The 25,163-nt window shown below is 59.4% G+C and carries 25 protein-coding genes; 11 read left to right on the top strand and 14 right to left on the bottom strand.

Translation table 11 applies throughout. The features are described 5' to 3' along the window. Window positions 1-16 precede the first annotated feature (16 nt). On the bottom strand, window positions 17-373 hold the full coding sequence (locus tag FHT70_RS25315; protein ID WP_183705592.1) for a response regulator: 357 nt from the start codon (window positions 371-373) through the stop codon (window positions 17-19). Next, on the bottom strand, window positions 370-2,064 hold the full coding sequence (locus tag FHT70_RS25310; protein ID WP_183705590.1) for a cache domain-containing protein: 1,695 nt from the start codon (window positions 2,062-2,064) through the stop codon (window positions 370-372). The genes FHT70_RS25315 and FHT70_RS25310 overlap by 4 nt, the downstream gene beginning before the upstream one ends. Window positions 2,065-2,216: 152 nt before the next feature. On the opposite strand from FHT70_RS25310, the gene FHT70_RS25305 reads away from it, so the two are divergent. Next, window positions 2,217-3,518 carry a GGDEF domain-containing protein gene (locus FHT70_RS25305; protein WP_183705589.1) on the top strand — a complete coding sequence of 434 codons (1,302 nt, stop codon included), beginning with the start codon at window positions 2,217-2,219 and terminating at the stop codon, window positions 3,516-3,518. 102 nt (window positions 3,519-3,620) lie between these two features. Here FHT70_RS25305 and FHT70_RS30490 read toward each other — a convergent pair whose 3' ends face one another. Then, window positions 3,621-3,959, bottom strand: coding sequence for a hypothetical protein (locus tag FHT70_RS30490; protein ID WP_246721968.1), 339 nt, complete (start codon window positions 3,957-3,959; stop codon window positions 3,621-3,623). 262 nt (window positions 3,960-4,221) lie between these two features. Beyond that, entirely contained in the window at window positions 4,222-5,403 is a 1,182-nt protein-coding gene (locus tag FHT70_RS25295) for an MFS transporter (protein WP_183705588.1), read from the bottom strand. Window positions 5,404-5,556: 153 nt separating this feature from the next. Between FHT70_RS25295 and FHT70_RS25290 the strand changes: the two genes are divergently transcribed. Both FHT70_RS25290 and FHT70_RS25285 read left to right on the top strand, forming a co-directional pair. Then, window positions 5,557-6,480, top strand: coding sequence for a LysR family transcriptional regulator (locus FHT70_RS25290; protein ID WP_183705587.1), 924 nt, complete (start codon window positions 5,557-5,559; stop codon window positions 6,478-6,480). Window positions 6,481-7,252: 772 nt separating this feature from the next. Beyond that, a complete protein-coding gene (locus FHT70_RS25285) occupies window positions 7,253-7,891 on the top strand; it encodes a hypothetical protein (protein WP_183705635.1) in 639 nt (212 codons plus the stop codon). Window positions 7,892-7,989: 98 nt separating this feature from the next. Here the strand turns inward: FHT70_RS25285 and FHT70_RS25280 are convergent, their stop codons facing one another. The 6 genes from FHT70_RS25280 to FHT70_RS25255 form a co-directional block, all read right to left on the bottom strand. Beyond that, window positions 7,990-9,588, bottom strand: a complete 1,599-nt coding sequence (locus tag FHT70_RS25280) for an MFS transporter (RefSeq protein ID WP_183705586.1) — start codon at window positions 9,586-9,588, stop codon at window positions 7,990-7,992. Beyond that, a complete protein-coding gene (locus FHT70_RS25275; RefSeq protein WP_183705585.1) occupies window positions 9,585-10,028 on the bottom strand; it encodes a DoxX family protein in 444 nt (147 codons plus the stop codon). Before FHT70_RS25275 ends, FHT70_RS25280 begins: the two co-directional genes overlap by 4 nt. 162 nt (window positions 10,029-10,190) lie before the next feature. Then, the gene (locus FHT70_RS25270) at window positions 10,191-12,173 is read right to left on the bottom strand and encodes an amidohydrolase (protein WP_183705583.1); all 1,983 of its coding nucleotides are present in this window, start codon (window positions 12,171-12,173) and stop codon (window positions 10,191-10,193) included. Further along, on the bottom strand, window positions 12,173-12,460 hold the full coding sequence (locus FHT70_RS25265; RefSeq protein WP_097600130.1) for a XapX domain-containing protein: 288 nt from the start codon (window positions 12,458-12,460) through the stop codon (window positions 12,173-12,175). The genes FHT70_RS25270 and FHT70_RS25265 overlap by 1 nt, the downstream gene beginning before the upstream one ends. Before the next feature lie 65 nt (window positions 12,461-12,525). Next, window positions 12,526-13,215, bottom strand: a complete 690-nt coding sequence (locus tag FHT70_RS25260; RefSeq protein ID WP_097600131.1) for a hydrolase — start codon at window positions 13,213-13,215, stop codon at window positions 12,526-12,528. A gap of 311 nt (window positions 13,216-13,526) precedes the next feature. Next, complete coding sequence (locus tag FHT70_RS25255) at window positions 13,527-14,459, bottom strand: VOC family protein (RefSeq protein WP_183705579.1); 933 nt, start codon at window positions 14,457-14,459, stop codon at window positions 13,527-13,529. 113 nt (window positions 14,460-14,572) lie between these two features. On the opposite strand from FHT70_RS25255, the gene FHT70_RS25250 reads away from it, so the two are divergent. Then, a complete protein-coding gene (locus FHT70_RS25250; RefSeq protein WP_183705577.1) occupies window positions 14,573-15,472 on the top strand; it encodes a LysR family transcriptional regulator in 900 nt (299 codons plus the stop codon). 49 nt (window positions 15,473-15,521) lie between these two features. Here the strand turns inward: FHT70_RS25250 and FHT70_RS25245 are convergent, their stop codons facing one another. Then, window positions 15,522-16,250: a gamma-glutamylcyclotransferase gene (locus FHT70_RS25245; RefSeq protein WP_183705575.1), complete on the bottom strand. Its 729-nt coding sequence runs from the start codon at window positions 16,248-16,250 to the stop codon at window positions 15,522-15,524. A gap of 175 nt (window positions 16,251-16,425) precedes the next feature. Then, complete coding sequence (locus FHT70_RS25240; RefSeq protein WP_311044978.1) at window positions 16,426-17,262, bottom strand: alpha/beta hydrolase; 837 nt, start codon at window positions 17,260-17,262, stop codon at window positions 16,426-16,428. A 353-nt stretch (window positions 17,263-17,615) separates the two neighbouring features. Here FHT70_RS25240 and FHT70_RS25235 point away from each other — a divergent pair, with 353 nt between their 5' ends. Further along, window positions 17,616-17,807 carry a hypothetical protein gene (locus FHT70_RS25235; RefSeq protein ID WP_183705571.1) on the top strand — a complete coding sequence of 64 codons (192 nt, stop codon included), beginning with the start codon at window positions 17,616-17,618 and terminating at the stop codon, window positions 17,805-17,807. Window positions 17,808-18,169: 362 nt separating this feature from the next. On the opposite strand, the gene FHT70_RS25230 is transcribed toward FHT70_RS25235, so the two are convergent. Further along, on the bottom strand, window positions 18,170-18,574 hold the full coding sequence (locus tag FHT70_RS25230; protein WP_183705569.1) for a hypothetical protein: 405 nt from the start codon (window positions 18,572-18,574) through the stop codon (window positions 18,170-18,172). Between the two features lie 296 nt (window positions 18,575-18,870). On the opposite strand from FHT70_RS25230, the gene FHT70_RS25225 reads away from it, so the two are divergent. From FHT70_RS25225 to FHT70_RS25200, 6 genes are all read left to right on the top strand, one after another. Continuing rightward, window positions 18,871-19,761: an alpha/beta hydrolase gene (locus tag FHT70_RS25225; RefSeq protein ID WP_183705567.1), complete on the top strand. Its 891-nt coding sequence runs from the start codon at window positions 18,871-18,873 to the stop codon at window positions 19,759-19,761. Window positions 19,762-19,944: 183 nt separating this feature from the next. Further along, window positions 19,945-20,382, top strand: a complete 438-nt coding sequence (locus FHT70_RS25220) for a curlin (RefSeq protein ID WP_183705565.1) — start codon at window positions 19,945-19,947, stop codon at window positions 20,380-20,382. Between the two features lie 51 nt (window positions 20,383-20,433). Beyond that, on the top strand, window positions 20,434-20,832 hold the full coding sequence (gene csgH / locus FHT70_RS25215; RefSeq protein WP_183705633.1) for a curli-like amyloid fiber formation chaperone CsgH: 399 nt from the start codon (window positions 20,434-20,436) through the stop codon (window positions 20,830-20,832). Window positions 20,833-20,956: 124 nt separating this feature from the next. Then, window positions 20,957-21,370: a curlin gene (locus tag FHT70_RS25210; protein WP_176536326.1), complete on the top strand. Its 414-nt coding sequence runs from the start codon at window positions 20,957-20,959 to the stop codon at window positions 21,368-21,370. Between the two features lie 272 nt (window positions 21,371-21,642). After that, the gene (locus tag FHT70_RS25205; protein WP_183705563.1) at window positions 21,643-22,236 is read left to right on the top strand and encodes an ankyrin repeat domain-containing protein; all 594 of its coding nucleotides are present in this window, start codon (window positions 21,643-21,645) and stop codon (window positions 22,234-22,236) included. Between the two features lie 12 nt (window positions 22,237-22,248). Then, window positions 22,249-22,752 (top strand): YHS domain-containing (seleno)protein, encoded by a 504-nt coding sequence (locus tag FHT70_RS25200; RefSeq protein ID WP_097600140.1) that lies wholly within the window; start codon window positions 22,249-22,251, stop codon window positions 22,750-22,752. Window positions 22,753-22,767: 15 nt separating this feature from the next. Here the strand turns inward: FHT70_RS25200 and FHT70_RS25195 are convergent, their stop codons facing one another. Then, the gene (locus tag FHT70_RS25195) at window positions 22,768-24,930 is read right to left on the bottom strand and encodes an adenylate/guanylate cyclase domain-containing protein (protein ID WP_183705562.1); all 2,163 of its coding nucleotides are present in this window, start codon (window positions 24,928-24,930) and stop codon (window positions 22,768-22,770) included. Window positions 24,931-25,163: the final 233 nt, after the last annotated feature.

Here is a 25,163-nt window from a genome sequence, read left to right as displayed (position 1 = left end):
TTTTGAAGACCATGCTTTAGGCAGCCATCCTGACGAGCGCATCGGTGAGCTTGCGGATGTCGTAAGGCTTGGAGAAGAAGAGGCCGCGCTCAGGCAGGTCATTCGCGTCCGGCTGCTTCATGCCGGAGGCGAGGATAATTTCCACCGGCGGCCAGCGGTCGCGGACAGCCTTTGCCAGCATCAAGCCATCCATGCTGCCCGGCATGTCGATATCCGTAAACAGGATCCGGATGCCGGGCACTCTTTCGAAAAGCATCAGCGCCTCGTCGGCATTGCGTGCCTCGAGCGCCTCAAAGCCTGCCTCCTCGACGATGGCGACCGCCATCATCAGCAGCAGAGCTTCGTCCTCGACCACGACTACCTTGGTTTTCATGTCTGGCTCGTATGCTTTTCGTCCCGGCTTGGAGGGTCAACTTCGCCTTTGGCAACCGGTTCCCCAATCGAAAATATTACTTCGAAGATGAGGCCTTCGGTCCGGTAGTCCACCCGGGATCGCGCCTGCGCCTTCGAAGGGAAGGCACGTTCTATGAGCACCGAGCCGAAGCCCTTTTTCGTCGGCGTCGAGACCGGCGGGCCGCCGGCTTCCGTCCACAGAAGCTGGACGCATCCATCCTCATGTTTCCATTCGATGGTGACTGTTCCATTTTCGCTGCCGAGGCTTCCATACTTGGTTGCATTGGTCGCCAGCTCATGAATCACGAGCGAGAGCGGGAGGGCAGTGTCTGCGGGAAGAACGACGTCCGGTCCTTCGAAATGAATGCGCTCGGCTTGCGAGGCGACATGCGCCCGCAGGGCTGCGGAGAGGATATCCCGAATGGGCGAAGCCGACCCCTCCCGCGACAGGATGAGGTCATAGGTGCCGGCGAGGGCTGCGAGCCGCTCGGCGAAGGAACTGTATCTCTCCGGATCGGACCGCGAGAAGGTTTGTCTGGCAATCGCCTGCACGAGCGTGAAGCCATTCTTGACGCGATGCGCCAGCTCACGGACGAGCAGGCTTCGTTCCTCCTCCGCCTGCTGATTTTGGCGCCTGCGCTCTTCGAGTTCATCGAGCAGCCGATCGAAGGTTGCGCCGACCTGCCCCAGCTCGCCCGGTCCCTTCATGCCGGTCCGCGCCGTCGTCTGACCGCTGCGCCAACTTTCCATCACATCCGCGATCCTGGAGATCGGTATCAGGATGAAGCGGTTGCCGATAAAAATCGCGGCGAGGAAGGCGAAAAGCGCACCGCCGATGATGGCGAGCGTATTCATCAGCGTCGCCCGGTCGATCGGCGCGAAGGCTTCCGCTTTCGAGAAGCCGGCGCTGACATAGAGTGGGTTGGAAGGCAAGGCTATCGGGCGATAGCCGACGATATGCGCTGTTCCGTCCTGGCCGGTCATCTCGATGACATCAGGCTGTTCGGCGTGGATCAGCCGCTGGTATTCCTCGGGCATAACCGTACCGACGAACTGTTCGGGAGAGGGAACGTGCGCAATGATAGTCCCTTTGGCGTCGGCGAGCGTCACCGCATTGCCGGGAGCAACACCGCGCTCGGTGATGCGGTTCTGCAGCCAGTCCAGCCGAATTCCGCTGATGATCATCGCCTTGATGCTATCGCCTTCCATCAGCGGCATCGCGAGCGGCAACACCGGGCGATCGGAAAGGCGGCTCTGCGTATAGGTGCCGACGACGAAGTCTTTGGTCTCCAGAGTCTGCCGGAAGTAATCGCGGTCGGAAAACACCACGTCCGGGGGAAAAGCCATGCTTCCGCAGATCGGCCGCCCATCGAGACCGGCGACGAAGATGGTGCGGATGTTGGGGATGCTTTCGACAACCGACTTCAGTGCATCGTTGCAAGCCTGGACGTCGAGGTGCCGGACGGAAGGCATGGCGGATACGGCGACGAGAAGGGCGTGCAGACCCTCGATGATCCGTTCGACTTCCGACGAGGCTTGCCGCGCCGCCTGCGCCGCGGAGGCGCGCACTTCCTCGTTGCGCTGGTGGCGGAGCGCGACTTCGTTGTAGACGAGCATCGCAACCACCGGCGCCAGCGCCGCAACCGCAACTGCAACCAGTTTGAGCCTCATCCTGTCCCCTTTCGGAAAAGGGTTGGTAGCATGAGCGAGACGATCCGGCCCAGACCGCGCGCGCAATCTTGTTTACAAAATATCAACATACGAATCCCGATGCGGGTACGTAAGCCTTGCCGGGCTTTGCATCGCGGCTAGTTAAATCAAAGATGAGTGATGCCAAAAGCACTTCCTCTGAAACCTCACCAGCGGGGTCTGTGCCCCCACGGCCGCTGTCTGGCGTAATGGCGGATGAGGTCGAACGTCTTTTATCGGGCCGAACCCGCGATATCCGCCTGACGGGCGAGCTGCGCCGCCGTTTTGACGAAAGGCTGTGGCGGCAGACCGCGAAGGTCATCCGCTCCTGGATGATTTGGGTCGCATTCGTCGATGTTCTGACGCTGGCGCTGAACGCACTCCTGCTTCCCGGGCAGATCGTTCTGTCGATGATTGCCCCCGCCTGCCTTTTGCCGCCGGCGGCAATCTTGACCGCGGTCGTCTGGAACAAGCCGCGGCCGGCGGCCGTTCAGCGGGCGTCGCTGCTTGTGGGAATGTTCCTTATTCTCCTCTCGGTCGGGCTCGTCGGCGTTTATGCCGGCGGCGAATTTTACGAGCGGCATTTAAGCATCATGTTGTTCGTCGCGACGAGCGCAATCACCATCTTCAGCGTACCGCTGGCCTGGACGATTGCAATTGCCTGTTATGCCCTTTGTCTCTACTTTATCCTCCAATGGTACAACCCGCTCTTGGAGGCGGGCAGTGTCGTCGCCGCGACCCTGTTCTTTTCCTGTGGGATCATCGCGACGGTGGTCGCCAGGCGAACGATGAACATCCTGGCGCAGAAGACATTTCTTCTGGACTGCAGGGATCAACGCCGTGTCGCGGAGCTGGCCGACGCGAACGCCCGATTGGAGCGGCTGGCCCGAACCGACCCGCTCACCGGGATCGCCAATCGCCGTTGGATGATGGAAACGCTCGAGGGCCTCTGGCGCAATGGCCGCGAAACTGGCGTCGCCATGCTGATGTGCGATATTGATCATTTCAAGGGGCTGAACGATAAGCTCGGCCATGGCGAAGGCGATCGCTGCCTCGTCAAGGTTGCCGGCATCATCCAGAGCTGCGTGCGCGCAGATCGCGATCTTGTCTCTCGACATGGCGGCGAGGAGTTTCTCATCGTGCTTCCTGATGTCGATGAAGAAGAGGCCGTCGCGGTCGCCCAGCGAATACGCGAAAGCGTGGAAGCGGCCGCCCTGCCGAACCCGGCCTCCAGCGTTGGCCCCTCGGTGACGCTGAGCGTCGGGGTGGCGTTCAAATCGGCACTCGATACGGATGTTTCGTTGGCCAATCTCCAGCACGAGGCCGACATGGCGCTTTACCGCGCCAAGGAGGCCGGACGCAACCAAGTCTCGATCTTTCGTCGTCCGCCTGCTGCCGCCGGGCAGACCGCCGCGCGACGTCAGGGTAGCGGATAGGCAGATCGATCAGAGCTCATCCCCCGAACGATCATCCAGCCCGCAGCCACATAATTGACGGTCGCGGGAAGGCCGGACCTATGGCCAGTCGGGTGATCGAGGTCATCGGATCACCAGGATCAATACCATCGCGATGGCGGAGATGAAGCCGGTGACGCTCAGACCGAATGTCAGATATTCGGCTGTCTTTTGCCCGTGATGGCCAAGCTCCACGTTTCCAAGCACAGCCGCGAAGCCTCCGACCAACCAGCTCGCCAACGTCAATATGCCAAGGAGAAGCGCCCAATGTGCTGCTGTGTCCATCGTCTTGCTCCCGTTACGGCTACTTTTCCTCGCAAGGGAAACGCTCCTGCGCGTCTGATCAGTAACCACATAGCTGCCGTTTTGTTTCCGTGCGGTATCTGCAATTCGTCCAAAGCCGCCAACTAGTTCATCGGCCATCAGCAGTCGTGTTTTCAGCAGATCTCTTGGATTCTCCTTCGGTAACCAGTCGGGGAAACAATCTGGCCCTCAATGAAGGCAGCGATCGTCTCAAAACCACGCCCGTTGATCGCCATCAGCCGAGAAACGAAATTTCGCCCCCCGGGCGTCAGGCGTCCTCCGAAAGCGCGGAAAACTGGCGGGCTTTCAACGTAGACATGGGAATTCTCCTGGGTGAGATCCGATGGGAGCGACCCGGCGCCGAACGCGCCGGGTCGCTGTGTTAGGCTGTCTTCAGGGCCGGAACCGCGCGACGGTCGAGAGCGCCGCTCAACACGGTCAGCAACAGAGCGATGACAACCAGGATGGCACCAACCCAAGGGGTCGCACCGAGGCCAAGCGGCGATTCAACCACCAGACCCCCCAGCCATGCGCCGATCGCGATGCCTAGGTTGAAGGCGGCAATATTGAGAGCCGATGCGACGTCCACGGCACCCGGACGGTGTTCTTTGGCCAGTTTGACGACATAGAGCTGGAGGCCGGGCACGTTTCCGAACTGAAGGAACCCGAGCGCAGCAAGGGTGACGATCGCCAGAACCGGCGAGGCCGCGGTAAAGGTCAAGATGACAAGTACAATAGCCTGCAAGATGAACAGACCGATCAATGCCTTGACCGGATTAAGGTTGGCGATCCTGCCGCCGGCAATGTTGCCGATTGCGATTGCGATGCCGTAGAGAACCAGAATAAGGCTGACGCTCTCCTCGGAGAAGCCGGTGATTTCCTGCAGGATTGGCGCCAGGAAGGTGAAGGCGACGAAGGTGCCGCCGTAGCCAAGCGCTGTCATTGCGAAGACGATGAGCAGACGACCGGAGCCAAGAACGCGAAGCTGATCGAGCAGGCTTGCCGGCGGCGCCTTCTTGAGCGTGTGCGGCAACAGGGCGGCAATGGCGAGGAAGGCGATGACGCCGAGTGCGGCAACGGCCCAGAAAGTCGCGCGCCAACCGAGGATCTGGCCAATATAGGTGCCGAGTGGCACGCCCGTGACGATGGCAACTGTCAGGCCCATGAACATCATGGCAATGGCCGAAGCGCGGCGGTTCTCCGGCACGAGATCGGCGGCAATGGTCGAGCCGACCGAGAAGAACACGCCATGGGCGAAGGCGGCGATCACCCGGGCCACAAGCAGCAGATCGTAGCCCGGCGACGACGCCGCGACTGTATTGCCAACGATGAACAAGGCCATTAGGCCGAGCAGCAACGGCTTTCTTTCGATTTTGGCAGTGAGCGCCGTCAGGATCGGCGCGCCAAAGGTGACGCCGAGCGCATAGACGCTCACGATAAGCCCGGCAAGCGGCAGGGTAATGTTGAGGTCTCTGGCAACGGTCGGCAAAAGACCGACAATCACGAATTCTGTGGTACCGATCGCATAGGCCGCGATCGTCAAGGCTAAGATTGCTAAAGGCATGATAAATTCCTTCCGCTCGCCGTTGAGGTGGCGGCTGCAAAGACAGCAGCGCTGTCAGATGAAGTTGTTGACCGCAATATGATTGCACGGGACTTTTGTGATAATTGGCAATATTGAGGAAACAGATGTGAATCGAATTCACAGGACAACACGATGGATAATCGCACTGGTGAAATGGAAGTATTTGTAAATGCGGCGGAATTGCAGAGTTTTTCGGCGGCCGGACGGCGCCTGAAACTTTCGCCATCGGCGGTGAGCAAGCTTGTCACCAGGATTGAGGACCGGCTCGGGACCCGACTGCTCGTCCGCTCAACCCGCACGATGACGCTCACGCCGGAAGGCGAAATTTATCTGGAGAGAGCCCGGCGAATCCTGGGCGACATTGCGGAGACTGAACGGATCATCGCGTCTGGCAGAAAAGTCGCGCCGCGAGGGATTCTCAGGGTCAATGCCTCCGTTGGCTTTGGCGAACGCTATCTCCTCCCGCTCGTCCCGAAGTTCCTCAAACTCTATTCCGAAGTGCAACTCGACATATCACTTTCGGACGGCGTCATTGGCTTGATCGAAGAGCGGACCGACATTGCGATCCGCTCCGGCCCCATGGAAGATTCGTCCCTGAAAGCCCGAAAACTCCTTGAAAGCCGGCGCGTCATTGTTGCATCTCAGGCCTATCTGGATGCCCATGGCATACCAAAGACACCGGCCGATCTGGCTGGCCACAATTGCCTGACTTTCAATTTCCGCCGAACGCTCAACGAGTGGCCCTTTCGAGCGCCGGGATCGACCGAGATGTATCGGTTGCCCGTATCCGGCAACAGCGCGGTCAACAGCGGAATGGCCATACGCAGGCTGTGCCTTGCCGGCGTTGGTTTGGCTCGCATCGGCCAATTTCATGTAGAGCCAGAGATCGACTCTGGATTACTCATCCCCGTGCTGGAAGAATACAATCCTGAAGACATAGAATTGATCCACGCAGTATTCGCCGGGCACGAGCACCTCGCAGCCCGCATTCGCGCTTTCATAGATTTCCTTGCGGAAAATGTCGGCAAAGATCGTCCGCCGGAACAGGTCATCTGAAACTCTAGAAAGGTAAGGTTCAAATACATGGTCCACCCTAAAATACGGTATCAAGCCTGACCGCTTTGCCCAGCTGCCGAGTGGCGACGTCCGCCGGTCTGTTCTCGCGCATCTCGGCCGACCCAATCTCAGGCCTGTGCCGAAGCAAGTCGATTGTGCATTCTCGATCAGCCGATATTCCCACCGCCGCCCATCCGTCGCTTGCCCTAAACCCTGACGATACGCTTGCCGGGATTTGGACCCCTTTCCGGCGTGGGCGTCTTTCTGTTGATTGGCGCCGCCTCTGCTGCCCTATTTCAAGCGAGGGGAAGACAACGACCGGTAGTTGGATGTCTGTCACGGTACGGGCGATCCTCTCGAGTGTCCGACCTACCGCACGTCAGCGGCTTGACTCGCGGCTTTCTGCCGAGGTTGCGGGCATTCCTTTCACCGCAGATTTCAAGGGCGCTCGTCAACGTGGACATAGACTCGAGGGAGTTGGTCGGAACCTTGGCGATGTCCTGAATGGCCGCGTTCCTTGTGGTAAAACCCGTCAATGTAGTACGAAGTCAAGCCGATCAAATCGCTGGCCGCTGGCGGTGGAAGGACTTGAGCGGCCCTGCCGCTTTAAAGTGGGTGATCCCTCACGGCAGGGTGGGTGCCCTGGCTAACAGAACGGACACATAGGCCCTGGTGGATCAAGCAAAATCGCCCGAATGTGCGAAGCGCCAAAGGCGGGCATCGGACAGGCAGCCGGTTGACGCTCGCCGCTTCCGACCCCATCTGCTCCGGTATGCCCAACACGAAGACGAAAAATAAGAGCGATGATCCCGAGCTGATCAGGGAGTGGTCACTCCCCGTGGAGGCGACGCTCGGATCGGCTGTCAGGGTGAAGGGAATCCTGCAGGAGATCCGGTCCCGCCTGCCCCCGGCGGTCAGAAAGTCGCTGGATGTGCAGTCGGGCGAGCTTACCCTCGTCATGCCGGAGACTTCGAAGACGGCTTTTCGCGCGACCTCGTCGATTGTGACCGAAGCCCTCCAGAACATTTCAGACCTTCGGATCATCCCTCGCGAGATCGAGGACATCCTAACGATCACGGCCTCTGAAAGGATGCGTTGGCTGGAGGATGGGCGTCTTCCGAGCGCTGGAACGAGAACCGTCCGGCTGCAAGGCCGAGCGCGACGGATCACCTTCCACGTATTTGATCCACGGGTTGTAGAGGATCTGCTCGACCGCGGGGCCGTGGACGAATGGCGCGAGCAAGACGCGGTGGTGAAAGCGGAAAACCGGCGACGCGCCGCCTATCAGGCGAAGCTGACGCGTTCACTGAAAAAACAAGAAAAAGTCAAACAAGCTGATGCGAACGATGACGACCCCGCGACCGGGCTGAGCGGTTGGGACGAGTTCGGGAACGAAGGCCTGCTGCGGTAGGATTGGCGGCGTTCGCATCGCAAAATGATCGCAGGAGTTACCTAGCTCGCCAGAGGATCTGGAGACGGCGGCCGTAGCCGCCACCCCTTTTTTCCGTGTCAAGCCGCCGCCGGTCGGTTGATTGTCAGGAAGTGCCGGACGACGGGTTTCTCAGGACCGGCATGGTAAGCCAGAACCTTCCCCTGCAGATCGGCGTCGGCGTTCGAGACCCGCTTGTGCTGGCGAAGATGTTCAGCCCAGGATTCCACCATGAACCACTCGACGATCTTCTCAGGGTCCGCCGAGTCCTCAGTGACACCCCATCCGTAGGCACCGTCGCGGCGACGTTCCCTGGAAAGATGGTCGAGAGCGTGCAGGAAGGCTGTGCGGTGCTGCTTCTCGACCTTGTATTCGATCAGGATGAGAACTGGGCCACGATCATGGGCAACTGGCTCGGCAACGAGCGGCTCGGGCCAGTGGTTGGACGGCACAAGGTCGGCATCGCCTGCGGGAAGCTTCACGCGGTGCATGATGAACCCGGCGATGAGCAGGCCGGCCGCTCCAATGAGCAAGGTGGACTGGATGCCGACAGCTTCGCCGACTGCACCCCAGCCGAGACTTCCGGCAGTCATCGCACCGTTGAAGACGGTCAGATAGACGGCAAGACCACGACCACGCACCCAGTTCGGGAGAACGGCCTGCGCTGCCCCGTTGAGTGTAGTCAGGGCAGTGATCCATGCTCCCCCGAGGAAAAGAAGGACCACGATGGCAATGATCTTCGGCGGCGCAAGCGACAGGACTCCCATGACGGCTGCTGTGACAAGCGCGGCGCCGAGAAGCAGTCCGTCCGAGCTCAAGCGTTCACGCAGCTTCGGCATCACCAAGGCTCCCCCGATCGCACCAGCACCTACCGCACCAAGCAGGATGCCATAGAAGCTTGCATCACCACCGAGGAGTTGTCGGGCAACGAGCGGAAGAAGAGCCCAGACCGCGCTGGCGAAGGCAAAGAAGATCGCGGCCCGCAGAAGCACGACGTGCAGTGGCTCGCTCGAGCGGGTGTAGCGAAGTCCGGCCCGGAACGCACCGAAGAAGTTCTCCTGAAGCGCATCGTTGGAGTTCTTTGTCCGCGGCCACCAGACAAGAGCTGCGATCACGACGATATAGCTGGCCACGTCCGCGCCATAGGTGATCCCGGCTCCGAAGGCTGCGAGAAGCAGGCCACCCGCGGCAGGCCCGATGGAGCGGGCGATGTTGATGCCGAGCGAGTTGAGCGCCACCGCGCTCTTCACGTCCTCGCGCTTCACCAGTTCCGGCACAATTGCTTGCCATGTCGGTCCCATCAATGCCGCGCCAATGCCGCCGAAAAAGGTCAGGCCAATCAGCGCGCTGACCGAAAGCATGCCTGTCTGCGAGAGAACCATCAGCGCGATGCTGACAGAGGCGAGTAGCACCTGAATGGCGATCAGGAACTTGCGGCGATCGAGGATGTCGGTGAGAACGCCTGCGGGGATGCCAAGCAGGAAAATCGGCAGGGTTCCGGCAGCCTGGACCATGGCGACCGCGGCCGGCGATGCGGACAGATCCGTCATCAACCAGGAGCTTGCGACATCGCGCATGAAGCTTCCGGTGTTACCAATAACGGTGGCGATCCAGAGGACGGCGAACACGGGCTGTGCGAGGGGCGCGAAGGTTCCCCCGGATGATTTTGCGGCGCTCATTTGCCTGCTCCCTTGGCGAGGTCGAATGCTGTAACGAAGACGAATGCGCCTGCGAGGCCGAGGTGCTCGAAGAAGGCATTGGTGGCCATCATGCGGTCCATCCCAGGCGCCATCTCCCAGAAGCGAAGGGCGATGAAGGTTGCAAGTAGGGTGAAGCCTGAAAGCGCAAGCGCGCCCGCCCAGCGCAGGAAACCCGAGATCACCATCGCGGAGGCCGTCAGCTCGAATACGATCACGGCGATCGCGAAGAACGCGGCGGGATGCAGACCGAAATGATCCATCTCAGCCAGTGCACCGTTGAAGTCGAAGATCTTGGTGAGCGGACCCTGGATGTAGGCTGCGCAAAGAGCCAGCAGCGACGCCGTCCGCACCACAGGCGATTCGACGACGCCTGCCACGCGGCTCCGGATTGGATTGGATGATTGAGATTGGTAGGTCATGTCGGCTCCTGTATGTCCGCCGCGAGCGGCTGTGTTGCTTGGAGCGATATTGGCCGGTTATCGAATTGCCAACAATTGCAGCAATAGTTTCGACTTAATTGCAAAAATAGCAATTATAGAGCGGCTCTCGGGTGGCAGTTGGCCACCCGAGCTGAATGTTCGTCAGACCGCCCAGCAGGAGCAGCCGAGAGCGCCGAAGAAGCCCTTGAGGTCGGCAATCGGGAGCTTGGATGTCCAGGCTCCGGCATGGTCGTGGCCGTGCACGCCGCAATTGCTCGCACATCCACATGTAGAGATAGCAGTGCGGCGCAGCGAACGAGCGCCTGCCCCTTCCGGTTCACCCCAAGCCGCGTAACCGCCGAACTTGCGGACAGGCGACCAGTCGGGCATCGCGGGCGGGATGTCGTTCTCGTCAAGCGCCTTGAAGTCACCCGCGCCATACACGATCTTGCCGCCGACCATTGTCAGTTCCGAAACAAGGAAGGAGATCTCGTCCTCGGCGCAGGAGAAGAAGTCCTTGTCCGGTACCACGAGATCGGCGAACTGACCCTTCTCGATGCGGCCCTTCTTGCCTTCCTCGTTGGAGAACCATGTGACCTTTTCGGTCCACATCCTAAGCGCCGTCTCGCGGTCGAGGCAATTGGCACGCGGATAGAGCTGCATGCCGCCGAGCGTCTTGCCAGTCACCATCCACGACAGCGAAACCCACGGATTATAGGAGGCGACGCGGGTGGCATCGGTCCCGGCCGAGACGTTCACGCCCTTGTCGAGCATCTTCCTGATCGGCGGTGTCGCTTCCGCCACGCCGTGCCCATAGCGCTCAACGAAGTATTCGCCCTGATATGCCATACGATGTTGTGTGGCGATACCACCGCCGAGCGCGGCGATACGGTCGATCGAGCGATCCGAGATGGTTTCGGCATGGTCGAAGAACCAGTTTAGTCCCTCGAGTGGAATGTCCTTGTTGACCTTCTCGAACACGTCAAGGGCACGGGAGATCGTCTCGTCATAGGTGGCGTGCAGACGCCACGGCCAGCGATTTTCGGCCAGGACGCGGACGACCTCTTCCAGCTCTCCTTCCATTTCCGGAGCCATCTCCGGACGGGGCTGGCGGAAATCCTCGAAGTCGGCGGCCGAGAACACAAGCATCTCGCCCGCACCATTGTGCCGGAAGTAGTCGTTACCCTGCTTGTATTTGACCGACTGGGTCCAGTTCAGGAAGTCCTGCTTCTCTTCCTTCGGCTTCTGGGTGAAGAGATTGTAGGCCAGCCGCACCGTCATCTGGTTCTCGTCGGACAGCTTCTGGATGACCTCATAGTCGTCAGGATAGTTCTGGAAACCACCACCCGCGTCGATCACACCTGTCACGCCAAGTCGGTTCAACTCGCGCATGAAGTGGCGGGTAGAGTTGACCTGGTAGTCCAGCGGAAGCTTGGGCCCCTTGGCAAGCGTCGAATAGAGAATGCCTGCATTCGGCTTGGCCAGCAGCATACCGGTCGGATTGCCGTTGGCATCGCGTGTGATCTCGCCTCCGGGCGGGTTCGGGGTGTCACGGGTGTAGCCGACAGCGCGGAGAGCCGCACCGTTGAGCAGCGCACGATCATAGAGGTGCAGAAGGAACACGGGTGTGTCAGGCGCGACAGCGTTGATCTCGTCGAGAGTGGGCAGCCGCTTTTCGGCGAACTGATGTTCCGTGAACCCGCCGACGACGCGAACCCACTGCGGCGCGGGCGTGATCGCCACCTGGCGCTTCAGCATGTCCATCGCGTCGGCGAGCGAGCGCACGCCGTCCCAGCGCAGTTCCATGTTGTAGTTCAGGCCACCGCGAACAACATGGGTATGGTTGTCGATAAGGCCGGGGAGAACGCGCTTGCCCTTGAGGTCGATGATCTTAGTGCTGGAACCAGCGCGCGCCATGATCTCACTATCGGATCCGACTTCGAGGAACAGCCCATCCTTAATGGCGATTGCCGTCGCATTCGGATTGGTCCGGTCAAGGGTCGTCACGCGGCCATTGTGGAGGATCAGGTCGGGATGCATGGTATCTACTCCGGTCTGTCTGGGATCGGCAGCTTTCGCTGGTGAGAAGAGGTTCGAGAAGGCCAAGCTCGATGCACCTCCGAGAAAGGATCGACGCGTGGTCATCAGCCCCGCTCCTCTACACTCGCCTTTGCCTTATGAGCAATGTTGATGCGGTCGCCGCCCCTCGGCAGGTGACCGAAGATGTGCGGCTTGATCTGATGAACCCATGAGATCGCCGCCGGCTCGTTTCTCCAAAGCGTCTTCGCGAACGGAATAATTTGTTCGCCGACAAGGATTCCGAGAAGGCCGATCAGGGCAATGACAGGCGGTGCTGGTGATCGGACGTTGAGAAGGCTATAGACGGTCCCGACGAGCAGGCCAGCGCCAAGCGACATTAGATAGATTTTCATGAGATGTTCTCCGATTGCGGAAAGGACCGCTCCGATGAGGTGATCGGAGCGGTCTGATCAGACTGTTACTTTGCGGGATTCGGACCGATGCGCTTGCCGTGCTTGACGCGTTCTTCTGCGCCATGAACCATCGTGTAGGCGTAGTCGATGCCCATTCCGTACGCGCCCGAATGCTCCTTAACGAGGGCTGTGACCGCATCGTAGGTCTCCTTGCGGGCCCAGTCGCGCTGCCACTCGAGCAGGACCTGCTGCCAGGTGACTGGAATCACGCCGGCCTGCACCATCCGGTCCATCGCGTATTTGTGCGCGTCGGCTGAAGTGCCGCCGGAAGCATCCGCAACCATGTAGATCTCGTATTCCGGGACATCATGGAGGGCCGAAAGCGCGAACGTCGTGTTGCAGACTTCGGTCCACAGACCGGAGACGACGATCTTCTTGCGGCCCTCGGCGGCATTCTTCGCCAGCGCGTCGCGGACGTTCTGGTCGTCCCAGGAGTTCATCGAGGTGCGTTCGAGAAGGTCGTTCTCCGGGAAGACAGCAAGCAGTTCCGGATACGTGTTACCCGAGAAGGATTGTGTCTCGACTGTGGTGATCGTGGTCGGGATGTTGAAGATCTTGGCGGCCTTGGCAAGCCCGACGACATTGTTCTTCAGCGTCTGACGATCGATCGACTGGACCCCGAACGCCATCTGCGGCTGCTGGTCGATGAAGATGAGCTGGCTGTTTGCCGGGGTCAGGACTTCGAGCTTGGACATGGTCACTTCCTCTTCGGTTGTTTGGACCGCCTGTTGCGGTGTTATAATGGGCAGCAGCAATTGATCGGACGCGGGTGCGACGCTCGTTCGGAGAACCTGTTCCTGGATCCGTCTCGGAGCCGCTCACTCGTTGTCTTGGCTGCTGAAAACAAACTTATCGCACGGCTGATGCCCACGGAATTGCAATAAGACTTTCCATTGAATTGCGGTATCTGCAACAATCGTTAGACCGCAAGCGCGGCCGAAATGGAAAGCGCCGCGGCCCTTTCGGACGCGGCGCTCTTATCGTGGCTTTGACGGGAGATTGCTGCTCACGACGCCAATGGCACGAGGTTGGCCTGAATCTCGGTGCGGTAGTTCTCGTATCGGCTTGGGAGCTTGAGAGCCTCCCCAAGATGCGCCGTATCCTCGTCCCGGTTGAAGCCGGGCTCGCTCGTCGCGACCTCGAACAGCACCCCGCCAGGCGTGCGGAAGTAGATCGCCCAGAAATAGTCGCGGTCGATGACGGGCGTCACCTGATAGCCGGTATCCATCAGAGCTTTGCGCACTTCGAGCTGCTTCTCGCGGTTTTCGACGGCGAACGCGATGTGGTGCACCGAACCTGCGCCTTGGCGCGCAAAAGGCGTCTTCGGCAACGCTGCCAGATCGATCGTGTCGGCTCCATTGCCGTCGGGGATAATGAATCGGGTCACGTCGCCCTCTTTGTCAGCGCGCCGGTAGCCCATGAAGCCGAGCAGCTCTTCGGTCGCAGCGGTGTCGTGCAGACTGAATCTTGCGCCGGCGAAACCGCGAATTGCCGCATCGTCGGGAATTCCATTGGCAACCCAGGGTGCCCGCTTGTCGTCGGAGGATTCAATGAGAGCAAGGACGTCGCCGTCTGGCCCCATGAAGCGAAGCCGATTGGCGCCAAACACGGTGTCGAGTTCCAGTCCGTCCACGCCCTGCGCGGTGAAGCGGTCCTGCCAGAATTTCAGCGAACCCTTCGGCACGGAGAACTGTGTCTCGCCAACTTCGCCAACACCGGGGCGGCCGAGCATCATGTTCGGAAACGGGAAGTAGGTCATCACTGTCCCGGCCGAACCCGTCTCGTCACCGTAGTAGAGGTGATAGACGCTGGGGTCATCGAAGTTGACCGTTTGCTTAACGCGACGAAGACCGAGAGTGTTGGTGAAGAAGCGGTTGTTCTGCCGCGCGTCCGATGCCATCGAAGTGACGTGGTGCAGTCCCTTGATGTCCTTGATCATGCCGATGCCTTTCAGTGGGCGTTGAAACTGTTGATTTCAAAACTAAGCCCGTTGATCGCCATCCGGTATTGCAATATTCCTCTCGATTGAATTGCAGTTTATGAAACAATGAGATGAACGACTACAAAGCTCTCCGAACCTTTCTGCTCGCTGCCGAAAAACGAAATTTCGCCCAGGTCGCCCGCGAGTTGGACATGACGCCGGCAGCCGTCACACGCGCGATCGCAGCACTCGAGGCGGAACTTGGCGTGCAGCTTTTCGTGCGCACGACAAGGCAAGTCTCGCTGACGACTGACGGCGCAATCTTCGCCGCGCAGATCCAGCCAGCGGTGAAGACGCTGGAAGAAGCGCGCCGCGAAGTTATGAATGCACACAAGGCTGACGAAGGGCGGCTGCGGATCAGCGCGCCGACGTGGTTCGGCAAGACCGTGCTTCCGCCGATCCTGTCAGGTTTCAAGGAACGCTATCCGAAGATGAGCTTTGAGATCTCCTTGTCCGACGGTTTAGTGAATATCGTCGATGACGATTACGATCTGGCGGTCCGGATCTCATCACAGCCTTCGGACAAATACACGATCTGGAGAAAAATCAGGGTAGTGCCGCGTATCCTGGTCGCGGCCCCGGGGAGCCGTTTCGCCGAGATGCAACATCCCAACGAACTAAAGCCAGACGACTGCCTCGCCTATAGCGGCGAAAGCCGGCGCGAGAACTGGCTATTGTCCGACGGTGGCTCAAGTATCACGATCTCGGCAGGTCGGGCCTTCAGCGCCAACAGTGGCGAGGTACTGGCGGACATGGCCGCCGACGGTGCAGGTGTCGCACTGCTCCCAGGATTCAACATCGCCGATCACCTCAGGAGCGGTCGTCTCGTCCACGTCTTCAAGGGATGGGCGCCGCCTGACCTGTGGCTGACGCTGTTTTACCCGCCGTACCAAGCCCTTCCACCGCGCATCGCTTCATTCTCGAAATTCTTCGAAGAGCAAGTCGCGGCGCAGATGGTCATGCTGGATTGACGTACACCGCCGCGCATCATCACGGATCCTCAGGAGACTTACACCTTCCTCAGATCGAGCCGTCCTGTGAAAGCGCTCTTAGTCTTGCGGCGACGATTTGCTGTAGCTGCCACAGGTTTCGATCGAAGATGTTCCGGTCTGCCAGATTCAAGACCGTCCGATGCAGGTATTCCGCGCAGGATCCCGCCGGTCCGCATGCCTGAGCGATCAACACTGCGGCGTCATCGAGCGGTATCTTCTCCGTGAGCCGTGATCGCTTCGTGCTCGCCCAAAATGTGAGGGCGCGGCGTCTACCCGTCGGTGTCTCGACCGAAACCCATCGCACCATGTCGCACACCTCGGCATATCGGATTTCGCGCGCCAGAAGCGTACGCAGATCCTGCCTTTTCGTGGCGCAGGGGAGCTTCAGGACGAGGCCAGAGCAACTCCCTCCCGGCCGAAGCGCCAGCATCAGACCCGGCGCATCGGAGGTGGCCCTTAGCCGTTCTATCCTCAACGAGAACGCACGATGCCACCCGTAGGCAATGGCTTCTTCACTTGTCGCTACTTCGAAGCCCGGGTTCCACATCAAAGACCCATAAGCGAACACCCATATCTCCTCGTCACCAGCCTCCCGCTCTACTCTGCTGACGAGTTCATCGAGCCGCTGACCCGAGATTGGAGTCCAGTTAGGCTCTGGGCCCTCGTCCTCGACCGGCTTGAAGGTTTTGGCTACGAGGTCCGGGGTCAGTTGCATGGCAACAGGTACCGGTGTCTTGGCGGTGCTTGTTTTTCGCATGTGGCAATTATTTCAACGAGATAAACGCCGAAGGACCATCGCATCCGGCAGTTCTTGGGGGTCGCCTGATCATTTAACGGGGACTGCTTCTATCGAAGAGGGTAGCGCGCCGATCGCCTGTGGATCTTTGTGAGGCGACGGGTGCGTGGGAGGCCGCACCCGTCGCCAGGACCGATCAGGCCTGGACAAAGGCCAGCAGGTCGGCATTCAGCACGTCGGCATTCACGGTCAGCATGCCATGCGAAAACCCCGGGTAGGTCTTCAGCGAACCTTTCTTCAGAAGCTTCATCGACTTCAGCGCAGAGTCCGCAATCGGAACGATTTGGTCGTCTTCCCCATGCAAGACGAGCGTCGGAACGGTGATTGCCTTCAGGTCATCCGTCTGGTCGGTTTCGGAGAAAGCCCTGATGCCATCGTAATGGGCCTTGGCGCCGCCCATCATGCCCTGACGCCACCAGTTCTGGATCACGCCTTCCTGCACCTTGGCGCCTTCGCGGTTGAAGCCGTAGAACGGCCCGGTCGGAATGTCGCGAAAGAACTGCGCGCGGTTGGCGGCAAGTGCCGAGCGGAAACCGTCGAACACTTCCATCGGCAGGCCTTCGGGATTGGCCTCTGTCTTGAGCATGAGCGGCGGCACGGCCGAAACGAGAACCGCCTTGGCGACGCGGCCGGCAGGTTCGCCGTGCTTGGCCACATAACGGGCGACCTCGCCGCCACCGGTGGAATGACCGATATGGACGACATTCTTCAGGTCGAGCGCCTCGACGACGGCAAAGGCATCGGCTGCGTAATGGTCCATATCGTGACCGTCGGCCACCTGGGCGGATCGGCCATGGCCACGCCGGTCATGGGCGACGACGCGAAAACCTTTCGACAGGAAAAACAGCATCTGCGCATCCCAGTCGTCGGACGACAGCGGCCATCCATGGTGGAACATGATCGGCTGGGCATCCTTAGAGCCCCAATCCTTGTAGAAGATTTCGACGCCGTCTTTGGTGGTTACATATGGCATGTTCTTGGATCCTTCGATTGGGTTGATGATGGGAGCCGCATTGGCTGCGAAACTGAGAGAGGGTGAACTTGCCATGGCTGCTGCAGCGGCGCCTATGGACAACAGCGCGTCTCGGCGGGTCATGGAATGGCGAGGTTGGGTCATCTTCGTCCTGCGATTTCGTTATTGAAAACTTCAGCTAACTTGTGTTCGTCTGACAGGGGTAATATTGCCGTCATATCCTCACCTCCACAATTGCGGGAATAATTGCGAGTTTATTGCGTCGCGTGAAATAATGGGAAGTCTGGCCCGGGCCTGACGTGCTCCCGTCGTGAGGCCCTCTGTTTTTCCTGAAGCAGGCGGCGGACGGCAAGATGAGCCCGGTGCCAAAAGTGTCGCCGGGGCTGATTGGCGAGGACGTGAAGACGCTCGCCGCCGACAGCGTCATTCAGGCCATGCAGATATTCATGACCCCTGTCGACGCCGCTGCAATAACCTATCTTCTTGATCTGCACCGCCGCATCGGGCCGATCTGCGCCTACTTCGATGAGCTTTACAAGGTTTGAAAAAGCACTGAGATAGCCAGGCTTGCGAAGAGCTTATCGATCCGAACGAGCTGCGCTCACTTCCGATCGAACGAATCGCAGCCTGCCGTCAGGCACGAACGCGTTCATGTCCTGGCGATCGGATTGCTGAATGGGCCTCAGTGCATTCTAGGAGATCTCCGCCCTCGCGGAGCCGATGTGACAGCGATCGGCTCAATCCAAGCCTTCGCAACCTGGCGCGACCCGCGTTTGACAGTGTCGATCAACGGTTGCCAAGCCAGGCCCGAAACTCCCGATAATTCTCAGTGCAAAAGCAGGAGATGCACTAAGAAAATTCGAACATGCAACTTGGCAACCGAGATCGTCGCTCTTTCCCGATTGGATCAGCTCGCCCGGGAGACGCCGGCCCGACTCGAAGCCTCGCTGCCCGAGAAGATGATGACGGCGAACATCAGCACGCCGGCGAAGGCGATGAGCGAGGAAATGGCGACAATCGGTTCCATTGCCATGTTTCCGGAAAGCAGCAGATAGAGGGACGGGATCAGCACCGCGACACCGAAGGTATAGACGACGTACTGGATCATCGCCAGGCGCCTCTCGGCCTTGTGTGGATTGAGCGCGTGGTAAACGCCGAAGAGCGCCATGGTGACCCAGCCGAGCAGATTGGCGTGGGCATGGGCCCCGGTCGGTGCGTGGTTACCTGAAATCGACATGTGAAGGCCGACCGAGATACCGGCGATCAGGAAAATGATGGCGGTCTTGAAGTAAAGATTTGCGATGCGTGGCATTGGTTTTCCCCTCTGTAGCCGACGAAACTTAGCATGTTTTCAAGCTTCTGAGAAAGAGCGCATCAGAGGATCTTTGGAGCGCCAGCCCTGTCATCGATATCAGAATGGAAATATTGCCGGGAAGCCAGGCGACACTAGAACAACATTGCGGGGGCGAGCAGGTTAACCCTGATGGCAGTGTCAGTGGGGACTTGTTACAACGGCTTGCCCCAGGCCCGCTCCGCCTAGAACAGGTTGGTCGAACTAAGCCACAAGCGTCGCGGAACCGAGAACCAACCGCGGGCGTTTGTTGGATCATGTTGAAGCAGCAGGTATCTCGCCCCCGGATCGGAACGATTCACCAGATTGACAAGCACCAGGCGCATGTTCTGGAGAGCGGCGACTTGAACGCCAGGCCGATCGTTGTCCTCCATGGCTGTGGGAGCCTGGCTGAAGAGGTTCTGCTTCCGTTTGCTCAGAGCCCGTTCCGAATGGTAGCCCCGGATCGCCCGGGCTACGGTTTCAGCAGCCCTCTTCCTCTCGCTGAACGAGGACCGATAGGCCAATCCTTTTGGCTTGAGCGCCTAATCGATGCAATGGACCTGCATTGCGTCTCGATCGTAGCCCACTCCATCGGCAGCGCGCCGGCACTTCATTTGGCCGCGCGCCGGCCGGAGCTGGTGAACGGATTGCTTCTGATTTCGCCGTGCTGCAGGCCCGTCCCACCGAAACCGCTGCCCATCCTCCGGGCATCCGTCGCCCCGGTGGTGGGATCCTTGATCCGCCAGCACGTAATCAGCCGATGGGCAGCGTTTTTTCTCGAGCATGGTCTGCGATCGTCGTCCTTTCCAAACCCTTTGCCTCCCCAGCTGTCGGCATTGCCCGCCGCTCATATGGTTAATCCGGGCGCAATTGAAACAATGGCTAACGAGCTGCGGGCCTTCAACAAAGACATGGAACTTCAGCCGAAGCTGCCCGGCAATCTTCCATTGCACGTCCTGTTCGGTTCGGAGGACCGCATAGTTCAGCCGGCCTGGCATATCGATGGCCTTCGGCAGAAGCATCCGAGGCCGACGATCAGGGTGATCGAGGGCGTCGGCCACCTTCCACATCATGTTGTGCCAGCCGTAGCCCGACAGATGCTGAGCGACCTTGCGAGGGAGCAAGCACAGCAATCGTCTGAGCGGAATTTGGCTGGTGTCGCGTGAGCGGGCCCACCTACCCCTTCCCTGAACTCTCGAGTAGGCAGGATAGGGGTGATCTGGCCGCGGAGGGGCGCCGATCTCCGCGAATGAACCCCGACTGAATGGTGTCTTCAGCTTCCGTTCCGAAGAGAGCGTCTAGAAGAAAGACGTTCAACCGCGGTCTTATCCGCCTGAGGAGACATATTCATGATCCGCACGTCTATCATTGCAACCGCACTCGTCGCTCTCGTCGGCATTGCCGCCGCAGCCCCCGCCATGGCCAATGATGTTCGTATCGAACAATATGGCTGGTCGAACTCTGCCGGTGGGGCACAGGAAGGATACGGAAACCGGATCAGAACCTATCAGAACGGTGGCTACAACCGGATTCTCGGCCGTCAATATGGGCGACATAATCTTTCAGCTGTCGGTCAGGAAGGCGATGACAACTATGGCGCCACCTATCAGCGCGGCAACCGCAACGTAGCGGGCATTGGCCAATTCGGCTCCAGCCACACGACCATTCTTACCCAGGACGGTAATGGCAACATCGCGGCCGGCGTTCAGGTCGGCCATGGCTGCAGCGCGAATGTCAGCCAGGGCGGCAACGGCAATGTCGCGGCCTTCGTCCAGGCCTGCCCTTAGGCGCCTGCACGTGACGTGATCGCAACAGCAGACCATCAGGGGAAAACGACCATGCCAAATAGCATCAAACATCCGCACCGCGTGATGACGATTCTCGCGCTGGTCCTGCTTCCCGTCGGCGCGGTTTCCGCCATGACGAAAGCCAACCAATCTGACCGGGTGCAGCTTTGCGAAATCAAAGCAACCCCGGAGGCAGGTATGGTGAGACTGGACGCGCTCGTCCACGCCGACATGCATGTCGGCGGGACTTACACCTTCCATGTCGAAAAAGTGGGAGGCGGCGGAAGCTCCACGATCAACCAGAGTGGCGATTTCGATGCAGTCGAGGGACATGCGGCAATCCTTGGTTCGGTCTCGCTCGACTCGAAAGGAGCCAAATACAAAGCCACGCTGGACGTCGTCGTCGGGGATGAGAGTTTCAGGTGCGTGAAGCAGATCGGCGGCAGCTAATCGGCCTCCACATTCTACCGGGCCGAAGCGACTGAACGACAACTGAACGGGCGATTCCGACTGGGTTCAGCTGCAAGATGTGAAAGTTGATCATCGGCTGAGGCAGCCGCAAATGGAGATCAGAATGACCCGCAACCTGTTTAAGATCCTTGCCGTTACCCTTCTTGCTGGGAACCTCGGCCAAGTAGCCTTGTCTGCGCCAGCCTATGCCGGCGGCCGGATCTCATTCAACCTCGCACCGGACAATGCGCGGGATGCCGGACTTTTTTCAACCGGGTTGCGCGTCTATTCGCTCTACCGCGGTCTGAAAGACGCTGACATCAGGCAGCTGGGTCGGGGTAACGCGGCTGGTATCGCTCAGGCTGGCCGCGGCAACCTCGGCTTTGTCAGGCAACGGGGCAATGGTCATTCCGCGACGTTGCGGCAGAACGGCAACAACAATGCCTATGGCATTTTCCAGTATGGGCGAAATACTGAAACGGACGTCGTGCAGGATGGGGATAACGGCAGTGGCGCTACCTTCAGCTATGGCTGGTAAGGCAGTTCACAAGCCGGGCAGTGGCTCTGCGGTTGCTCGCGTCCACATTTTAAAGCGAATACCCCACTTTGACGCACCAATGTGACACCATTTGCTGAACGCACTGGCTATCGATCGGGAAATTTCCCGCCTAGTTTGTGCTGATCTGGAAGAGGCGGAAATTTCCTTCTTCATCGCCCCAACGAGAAGCGTCGTCAGGGCGGCCGCCGCAGGTGCTAGTAGCCGAAGTGCCGACGGCGTGCTATGCTGCGGGAAATCTCCAAGGTGAAGCCATGCGCCGGTTCCTTACATCGGTAGCGTTGTTTTTGTCTGCGACAGTGGCGGCCGCGGATGATCCCTTGTTCGATGCCGTTTCAGCGGGCAACACCGCCGCCGTGGAACAGCTTCTGGCTTCGGGGGCCGATGTCAACCGCCGCACTCGGGACCAGGCGACCCCGCTCATCACCGCCGCCCTTAAAAATCAGCTTGCCGTCGCCGAGTTGTTGATAGGCAGGAATGCCGACGTTATGGCGAGGAATTCAGGCGGCTTCACACCCCTTCACGCCGCGGCATTTTCCGGTAACGTACCGATTACCAAGCTGCTTCTGGAGCGCGGAGCAATTCTCGACGATGCATCCAACAAAGCGGGCGTTACGCCGCTCATGGTTGCGGGCGAAGAGAACCACGTCCTCCTCGCAGAATTTTTGCTCGACCAGGGGGCTGACGTCACCCACGCCGAGGTTCACGGCTACGCGCCGATAACGAGGGCCATGTGGAAAGGCAATTTCGATATCGTGCGCCTCTTCAAGCGCCATGGCGTGGCATGTCCTCCGGCCAGCGTCCTGGGTGAGGGAAATTACGCTAAATGCATGGAAATCCACGAATAACAGGAGGCGAAGATGCACGTTGGATACGGGAAATACTGCATTGGTCGCTGTTTGGTAACGATCGGTCTGGCTGTCGCAGGCACTGTCGGTGGATCGCCGGCCATAGCCGACGATTCGGTAAATACGGGCTACTTCGGCGGTGTCGCCATCATGGGGTACGATACCGTCGCCTACTTTACCGAAGGCAAAGCGACGAAAGGCTCGGAAAAAATCTCCTACGAATGGATGGGGACGCCATGGCATTTCGCCAATGCCAAACATCGGGAGATGTTCATGAGCGAACCGCTTAAATACGCGCCCCAGTACGGCGGCTACTGCACGGGCGAGGTGAGTGGCGGGTCCGTCACGGTCAACATCGATCCGGAAGCCTTCAAGATTGTCGAAGGCAAGCTTTACCTGATGTATGACAAGGCTGATGCGGAGGACTTTGCCGCGCATCCGGCGGACACTGTGGCCCGGGCCGACGCCAAATGGCCGAAGGTCGCGGCCGATCTCGAACGGGATCAGTATCACTGACGGACTGGCAAGCGCCTATTGGGCAGGTGAAAAATAAAAGACCTTGGTCGAATTTACGTAAGCATAGCTGGTTTCGCCGGCAAGGTTTACGTGTCTATAGACCGGACCGCAATCGGCTCGGCCAAATGCGTTTTCACTTTGCTCGCAAAGCAGGTTCCCTTTGACAGAAATTTTCTCGGTCATCATCTGGGACGCCGAGCGGAATGCGGCCTTTCCGTCCAGTTGGACTTGCATCAGCGCAGGGCTTTCGGACGGCTCGGTCTTTCCCTGCAGAAGCTTGCCCATGACGGTGGCGGCGATCTCGGCACCCTGCAACCGATTTTGCTCGTCCCCGCGGAAGCCAAACGGCCATTCCGGCAGCCCCGCCTCGCGTAGCGCGTCCAGCATAAATGCCAAATCCTGGTCCCTGAAATGGGCATTGCCGAGCCGCCATGACGCGAGGCAGTCACGCCCCCCCATAAGACGTTGGGCCTCGGCGACAGTCGCTCGAGCCTCATCAATGCGACCGACGCGGACATAGGCCATGGCGAGAGGGGTAACGAACTCGCCGTTCCCCTGGGAGCCATAGCCTGCGCGTTTGAAACTGTCTATCGCCCTCTCGTAGTCTCGTTGCAGATAAAAAACTATACCCGCCGTATACCGGTCGACAGCGGACGGGTTCGGATCGAACCTGAGCGCCTTATCGACCGCCGCAGTAGCGTCGGCGTGGTTGCCCGTTACCGATTGAACATATGCGGCCGCCATATGGGCCTCGGCGTCGGCGGGCCCAAGTGACACGGCCTTCTGTGCCGAGGCGATCGCCTGGTCATAACGTCGGTCCACGACCTGCATGATAGCGAGGACTGCATATGGCGACGGTAGTTCAGGATCGAGGGCGAGTGCTCGACTTGCCTTATCGTAGGCTCTCTTTCGCGCCAGGGCACTCTGGAGGACGTCGTCATATGCGCTTCGCCAGACAAAGGCCGTCGCATGCGCATCGGATGCGAATGCTTCGGCAAAGCCGTTGTCGAGTTCCTCGGCCTTGTCATAAAGCGCCAATGCCTCCAGCATCCGAGAACGACGTCCGGTACGGGCCGCCTGCTCGGCACGCAGATAATAATCATAAGCTTCGAGATTGGCGGTCGGCGGACGGGCAATTCGCTCTGCCTCGGAGGGGGTGAGTTCCAGACCGAGCGCATCGGCGATCTGGCGGCTCATCGAATCCTGGACAGCAAACACGTCCGCCCCGCTGCGATCAAACCGATTGGCCCACAGATGATCGCCGCTTACAGTGTCAACCAGTTGCGCGTTGACACGCATCAGGTCGCCCATTCGCTGCACACTGCCCTCCACGACAAAGCGCACGCCGAGATCGCGACGAATGTCTGCCAGCAAGTGGGGCTTATCCTTGTAGGCGAAGACGGAATTCTGGGAAATGACATCAAGTTTCGACAACCTGGTGAGATCGGTAATCAGGTTGTCGGTAATGCCATCGGCGAAGTAATCCTGGGTTTGGTCACTCAAGTTGGCGAAGGGTAGCACTGCGATCGATGCGCGTTGTTTATGGGGCCATTGCCAAGCGACGACAGCCGCACTCGCAACGATCAACAGTCCTGCGAGCGCCAACAGCGCCACGCCTCGTGACCTTGCCCGACTGGAAATGACGACCGTGCCAGTGTGCCCCGGGCCAAGCAGAACGCGATAGACGCGAACCGGATCCGCTATGTTTTTCAGCCGATGCTCGCCGAGTGCCGAGAAGCCAACGTCAACCTTGTGCGCAACGTGGTCGAATGCGGTCCCAGATATGAAAATTCCGCCAGGTTCGGCAATTCCCTGCAGACGGGCGGCTATGTTGACGCCGTCGCCATATATATCGTCGCCTTCAACGATAATGTCGCCGAGATTAATCCCGATGCGAAATCGAATGCGCTGCTCCTCGGAAACTCCCTGGTCTCTGCTGGGCATTTTCCGCTGGATTTCGGTCGCACATTGAACCGCATCCACAACGCTGGCAAACTCGACGAGCGCGCCATCACCCATGAGTTTGATGATCCGGCCATGGTGCTCTTCGATGGCGGAATCGACCAGCTCCCGACGGCAGGCCTTCAACCGCTCGAACGTGCCGCTCTCATCCACTCCCATGAGACGACTATAGCCTACCACGTCAGCGGAGAGTATCGCGGCGAGACGCCTATCCATTTCTCTGCCCCACCTTTTCGATACAGGGAGCTGAGCATCTTACCACGACCGAGGAGGCGCTGGCACAGGAGTCCGGTCTTTTCGCTAATTTGGCCCGCGTTCGTGATGCGCCCTGACGAATCGCGAGATAGCTTTTGCAGTTGAGCGGAATCGAACCGACGACGGGTAGCCCAACCAGCGTCAATGTCTGAGAAGCATGCCTTGTGGCATAAGGGTATTTTATGCCCCGGCTC

Origin of the sequence: Rhizobium sp. BK049 (assembly GCF_014193135.1) — a bacterium.
In the GTDB taxonomy this organism is placed as follows: domain Bacteria; phylum Pseudomonadota; class Alphaproteobacteria; order Rhizobiales; family Rhizobiaceae; genus Rhizobium.
Note: the sequence above shows the minus strand (reverse complement) of the source record. Positions and strands in the feature narration are given on the sequence as shown.

What these genes read in the sequence shown, in the direction of transcription:
- FHT70_RS25315 (WP_183705592.1), bottom strand. Translation starts at nt 373, where the DNA reads ATGAAAACCAAGGTAGTCGTGGTCGAGGACGAAGCTCTGCTGCTGATG.
- FHT70_RS25310 (WP_183705590.1), bottom strand. Translation starts at nt 2,064, where the DNA reads ATGAGGCTCAAACTGGTTGCAGTTGCGGTTGCGGCGCTGGCGCCGGTG.
- FHT70_RS25305 (WP_183705589.1), top strand. Translation starts at nt 2,217, where the DNA reads ATGAGTGATGCCAAAAGCACTTCCTCTGAAACCTCACCAGCGGGGTCT.
- FHT70_RS30490 (WP_246721968.1), bottom strand. Translation starts at nt 3,959, where the DNA reads ATGGCCGATGAACTAGTTGGCGGCTTTGGACGAATTGCAGATACCGCA.
- FHT70_RS25295 (WP_183705588.1), bottom strand. Translation starts at nt 5,403, where the DNA reads ATGCCTTTAGCAATCTTAGCCTTGACGATCGCGGCCTATGCGATCGGT.
- FHT70_RS25290 (WP_183705587.1), top strand. Translation starts at nt 5,557, where the DNA reads ATGGATAATCGCACTGGTGAAATGGAAGTATTTGTAAATGCGGCGGAA.
- FHT70_RS25285 (WP_183705635.1), top strand. Translation starts at nt 7,253, where the DNA reads ATGCCCAACACGAAGACGAAAAATAAGAGCGATGATCCCGAGCTGATC.
- FHT70_RS25280 (WP_183705586.1), bottom strand. Translation starts at nt 9,588, where the DNA reads ATGAGCGCCGCAAAATCATCCGGGGGAACCTTCGCGCCCCTCGCACAG.
- FHT70_RS25275 (WP_183705585.1), bottom strand. Translation starts at nt 10,028, where the DNA reads ATGACCTACCAATCTCAATCATCCAATCCAATCCGGAGCCGCGTGGCA.
- FHT70_RS25270 (WP_183705583.1), bottom strand. Translation starts at nt 12,173, where the DNA reads ATGACCACGCGTCGATCCTTTCTCGGAGGTGCATCGAGCTTGGCCTTC.
- FHT70_RS25265 (WP_097600130.1), bottom strand. Translation starts at nt 12,460, where the DNA reads ATGAAAATCTATCTAATGTCGCTTGGCGCTGGCCTGCTCGTCGGGACC.
- FHT70_RS25260 (WP_097600131.1), bottom strand. Translation starts at nt 13,215, where the DNA reads ATGTCCAAGCTCGAAGTCCTGACCCCGGCAAACAGCCAGCTCATCTTC.
- FHT70_RS25255 (WP_183705579.1), bottom strand. Translation starts at nt 14,459, where the DNA reads ATGATCAAGGACATCAAGGGACTGCACCACGTCACTTCGATGGCATCG.
- FHT70_RS25250 (WP_183705577.1), top strand. Translation starts at nt 14,573, where the DNA reads ATGAACGACTACAAAGCTCTCCGAACCTTTCTGCTCGCTGCCGAAAAA.
- FHT70_RS25245 (WP_183705575.1), bottom strand. Translation starts at nt 16,250, where the DNA reads ATGCGAAAAACAAGCACCGCCAAGACACCGGTACCTGTTGCCATGCAA.
- FHT70_RS25240 (WP_311044978.1), bottom strand. Translation starts at nt 17,262, where the DNA reads ATGCCATATGTAACCACCAAAGACGGCGTCGAAATCTTCTACAAGGAT.
- FHT70_RS25235 (WP_183705571.1), top strand. Translation starts at nt 17,616, where the DNA reads ATGAGCCCGGTGCCAAAAGTGTCGCCGGGGCTGATTGGCGAGGACGTG.
- FHT70_RS25230 (WP_183705569.1), bottom strand. Translation starts at nt 18,574, where the DNA reads ATGCCACGCATCGCAAATCTTTACTTCAAGACCGCCATCATTTTCCTG.
- FHT70_RS25225 (WP_183705567.1), top strand. Translation starts at nt 18,871, where the DNA reads ATGTTGAAGCAGCAGGTATCTCGCCCCCGGATCGGAACGATTCACCAG.
- FHT70_RS25220 (WP_183705565.1), top strand. Translation starts at nt 19,945, where the DNA reads ATGATCCGCACGTCTATCATTGCAACCGCACTCGTCGCTCTCGTCGGC.
- csgH (WP_183705633.1), top strand. Translation starts at nt 20,434, where the DNA reads ATGCCAAATAGCATCAAACATCCGCACCGCGTGATGACGATTCTCGCG.
- FHT70_RS25210 (WP_176536326.1), top strand. Translation starts at nt 20,957, where the DNA reads ATGACCCGCAACCTGTTTAAGATCCTTGCCGTTACCCTTCTTGCTGGG.
- FHT70_RS25205 (WP_183705563.1), top strand. Translation starts at nt 21,643, where the DNA reads ATGCGCCGGTTCCTTACATCGGTAGCGTTGTTTTTGTCTGCGACAGTG.
- FHT70_RS25200 (WP_097600140.1), top strand. Translation starts at nt 22,249, where the DNA reads ATGCACGTTGGATACGGGAAATACTGCATTGGTCGCTGTTTGGTAACG.
- FHT70_RS25195 (WP_183705562.1), bottom strand. Translation starts at nt 24,930, where the DNA reads ATGGATAGGCGTCTCGCCGCGATACTCTCCGCTGACGTGGTAGGCTAT.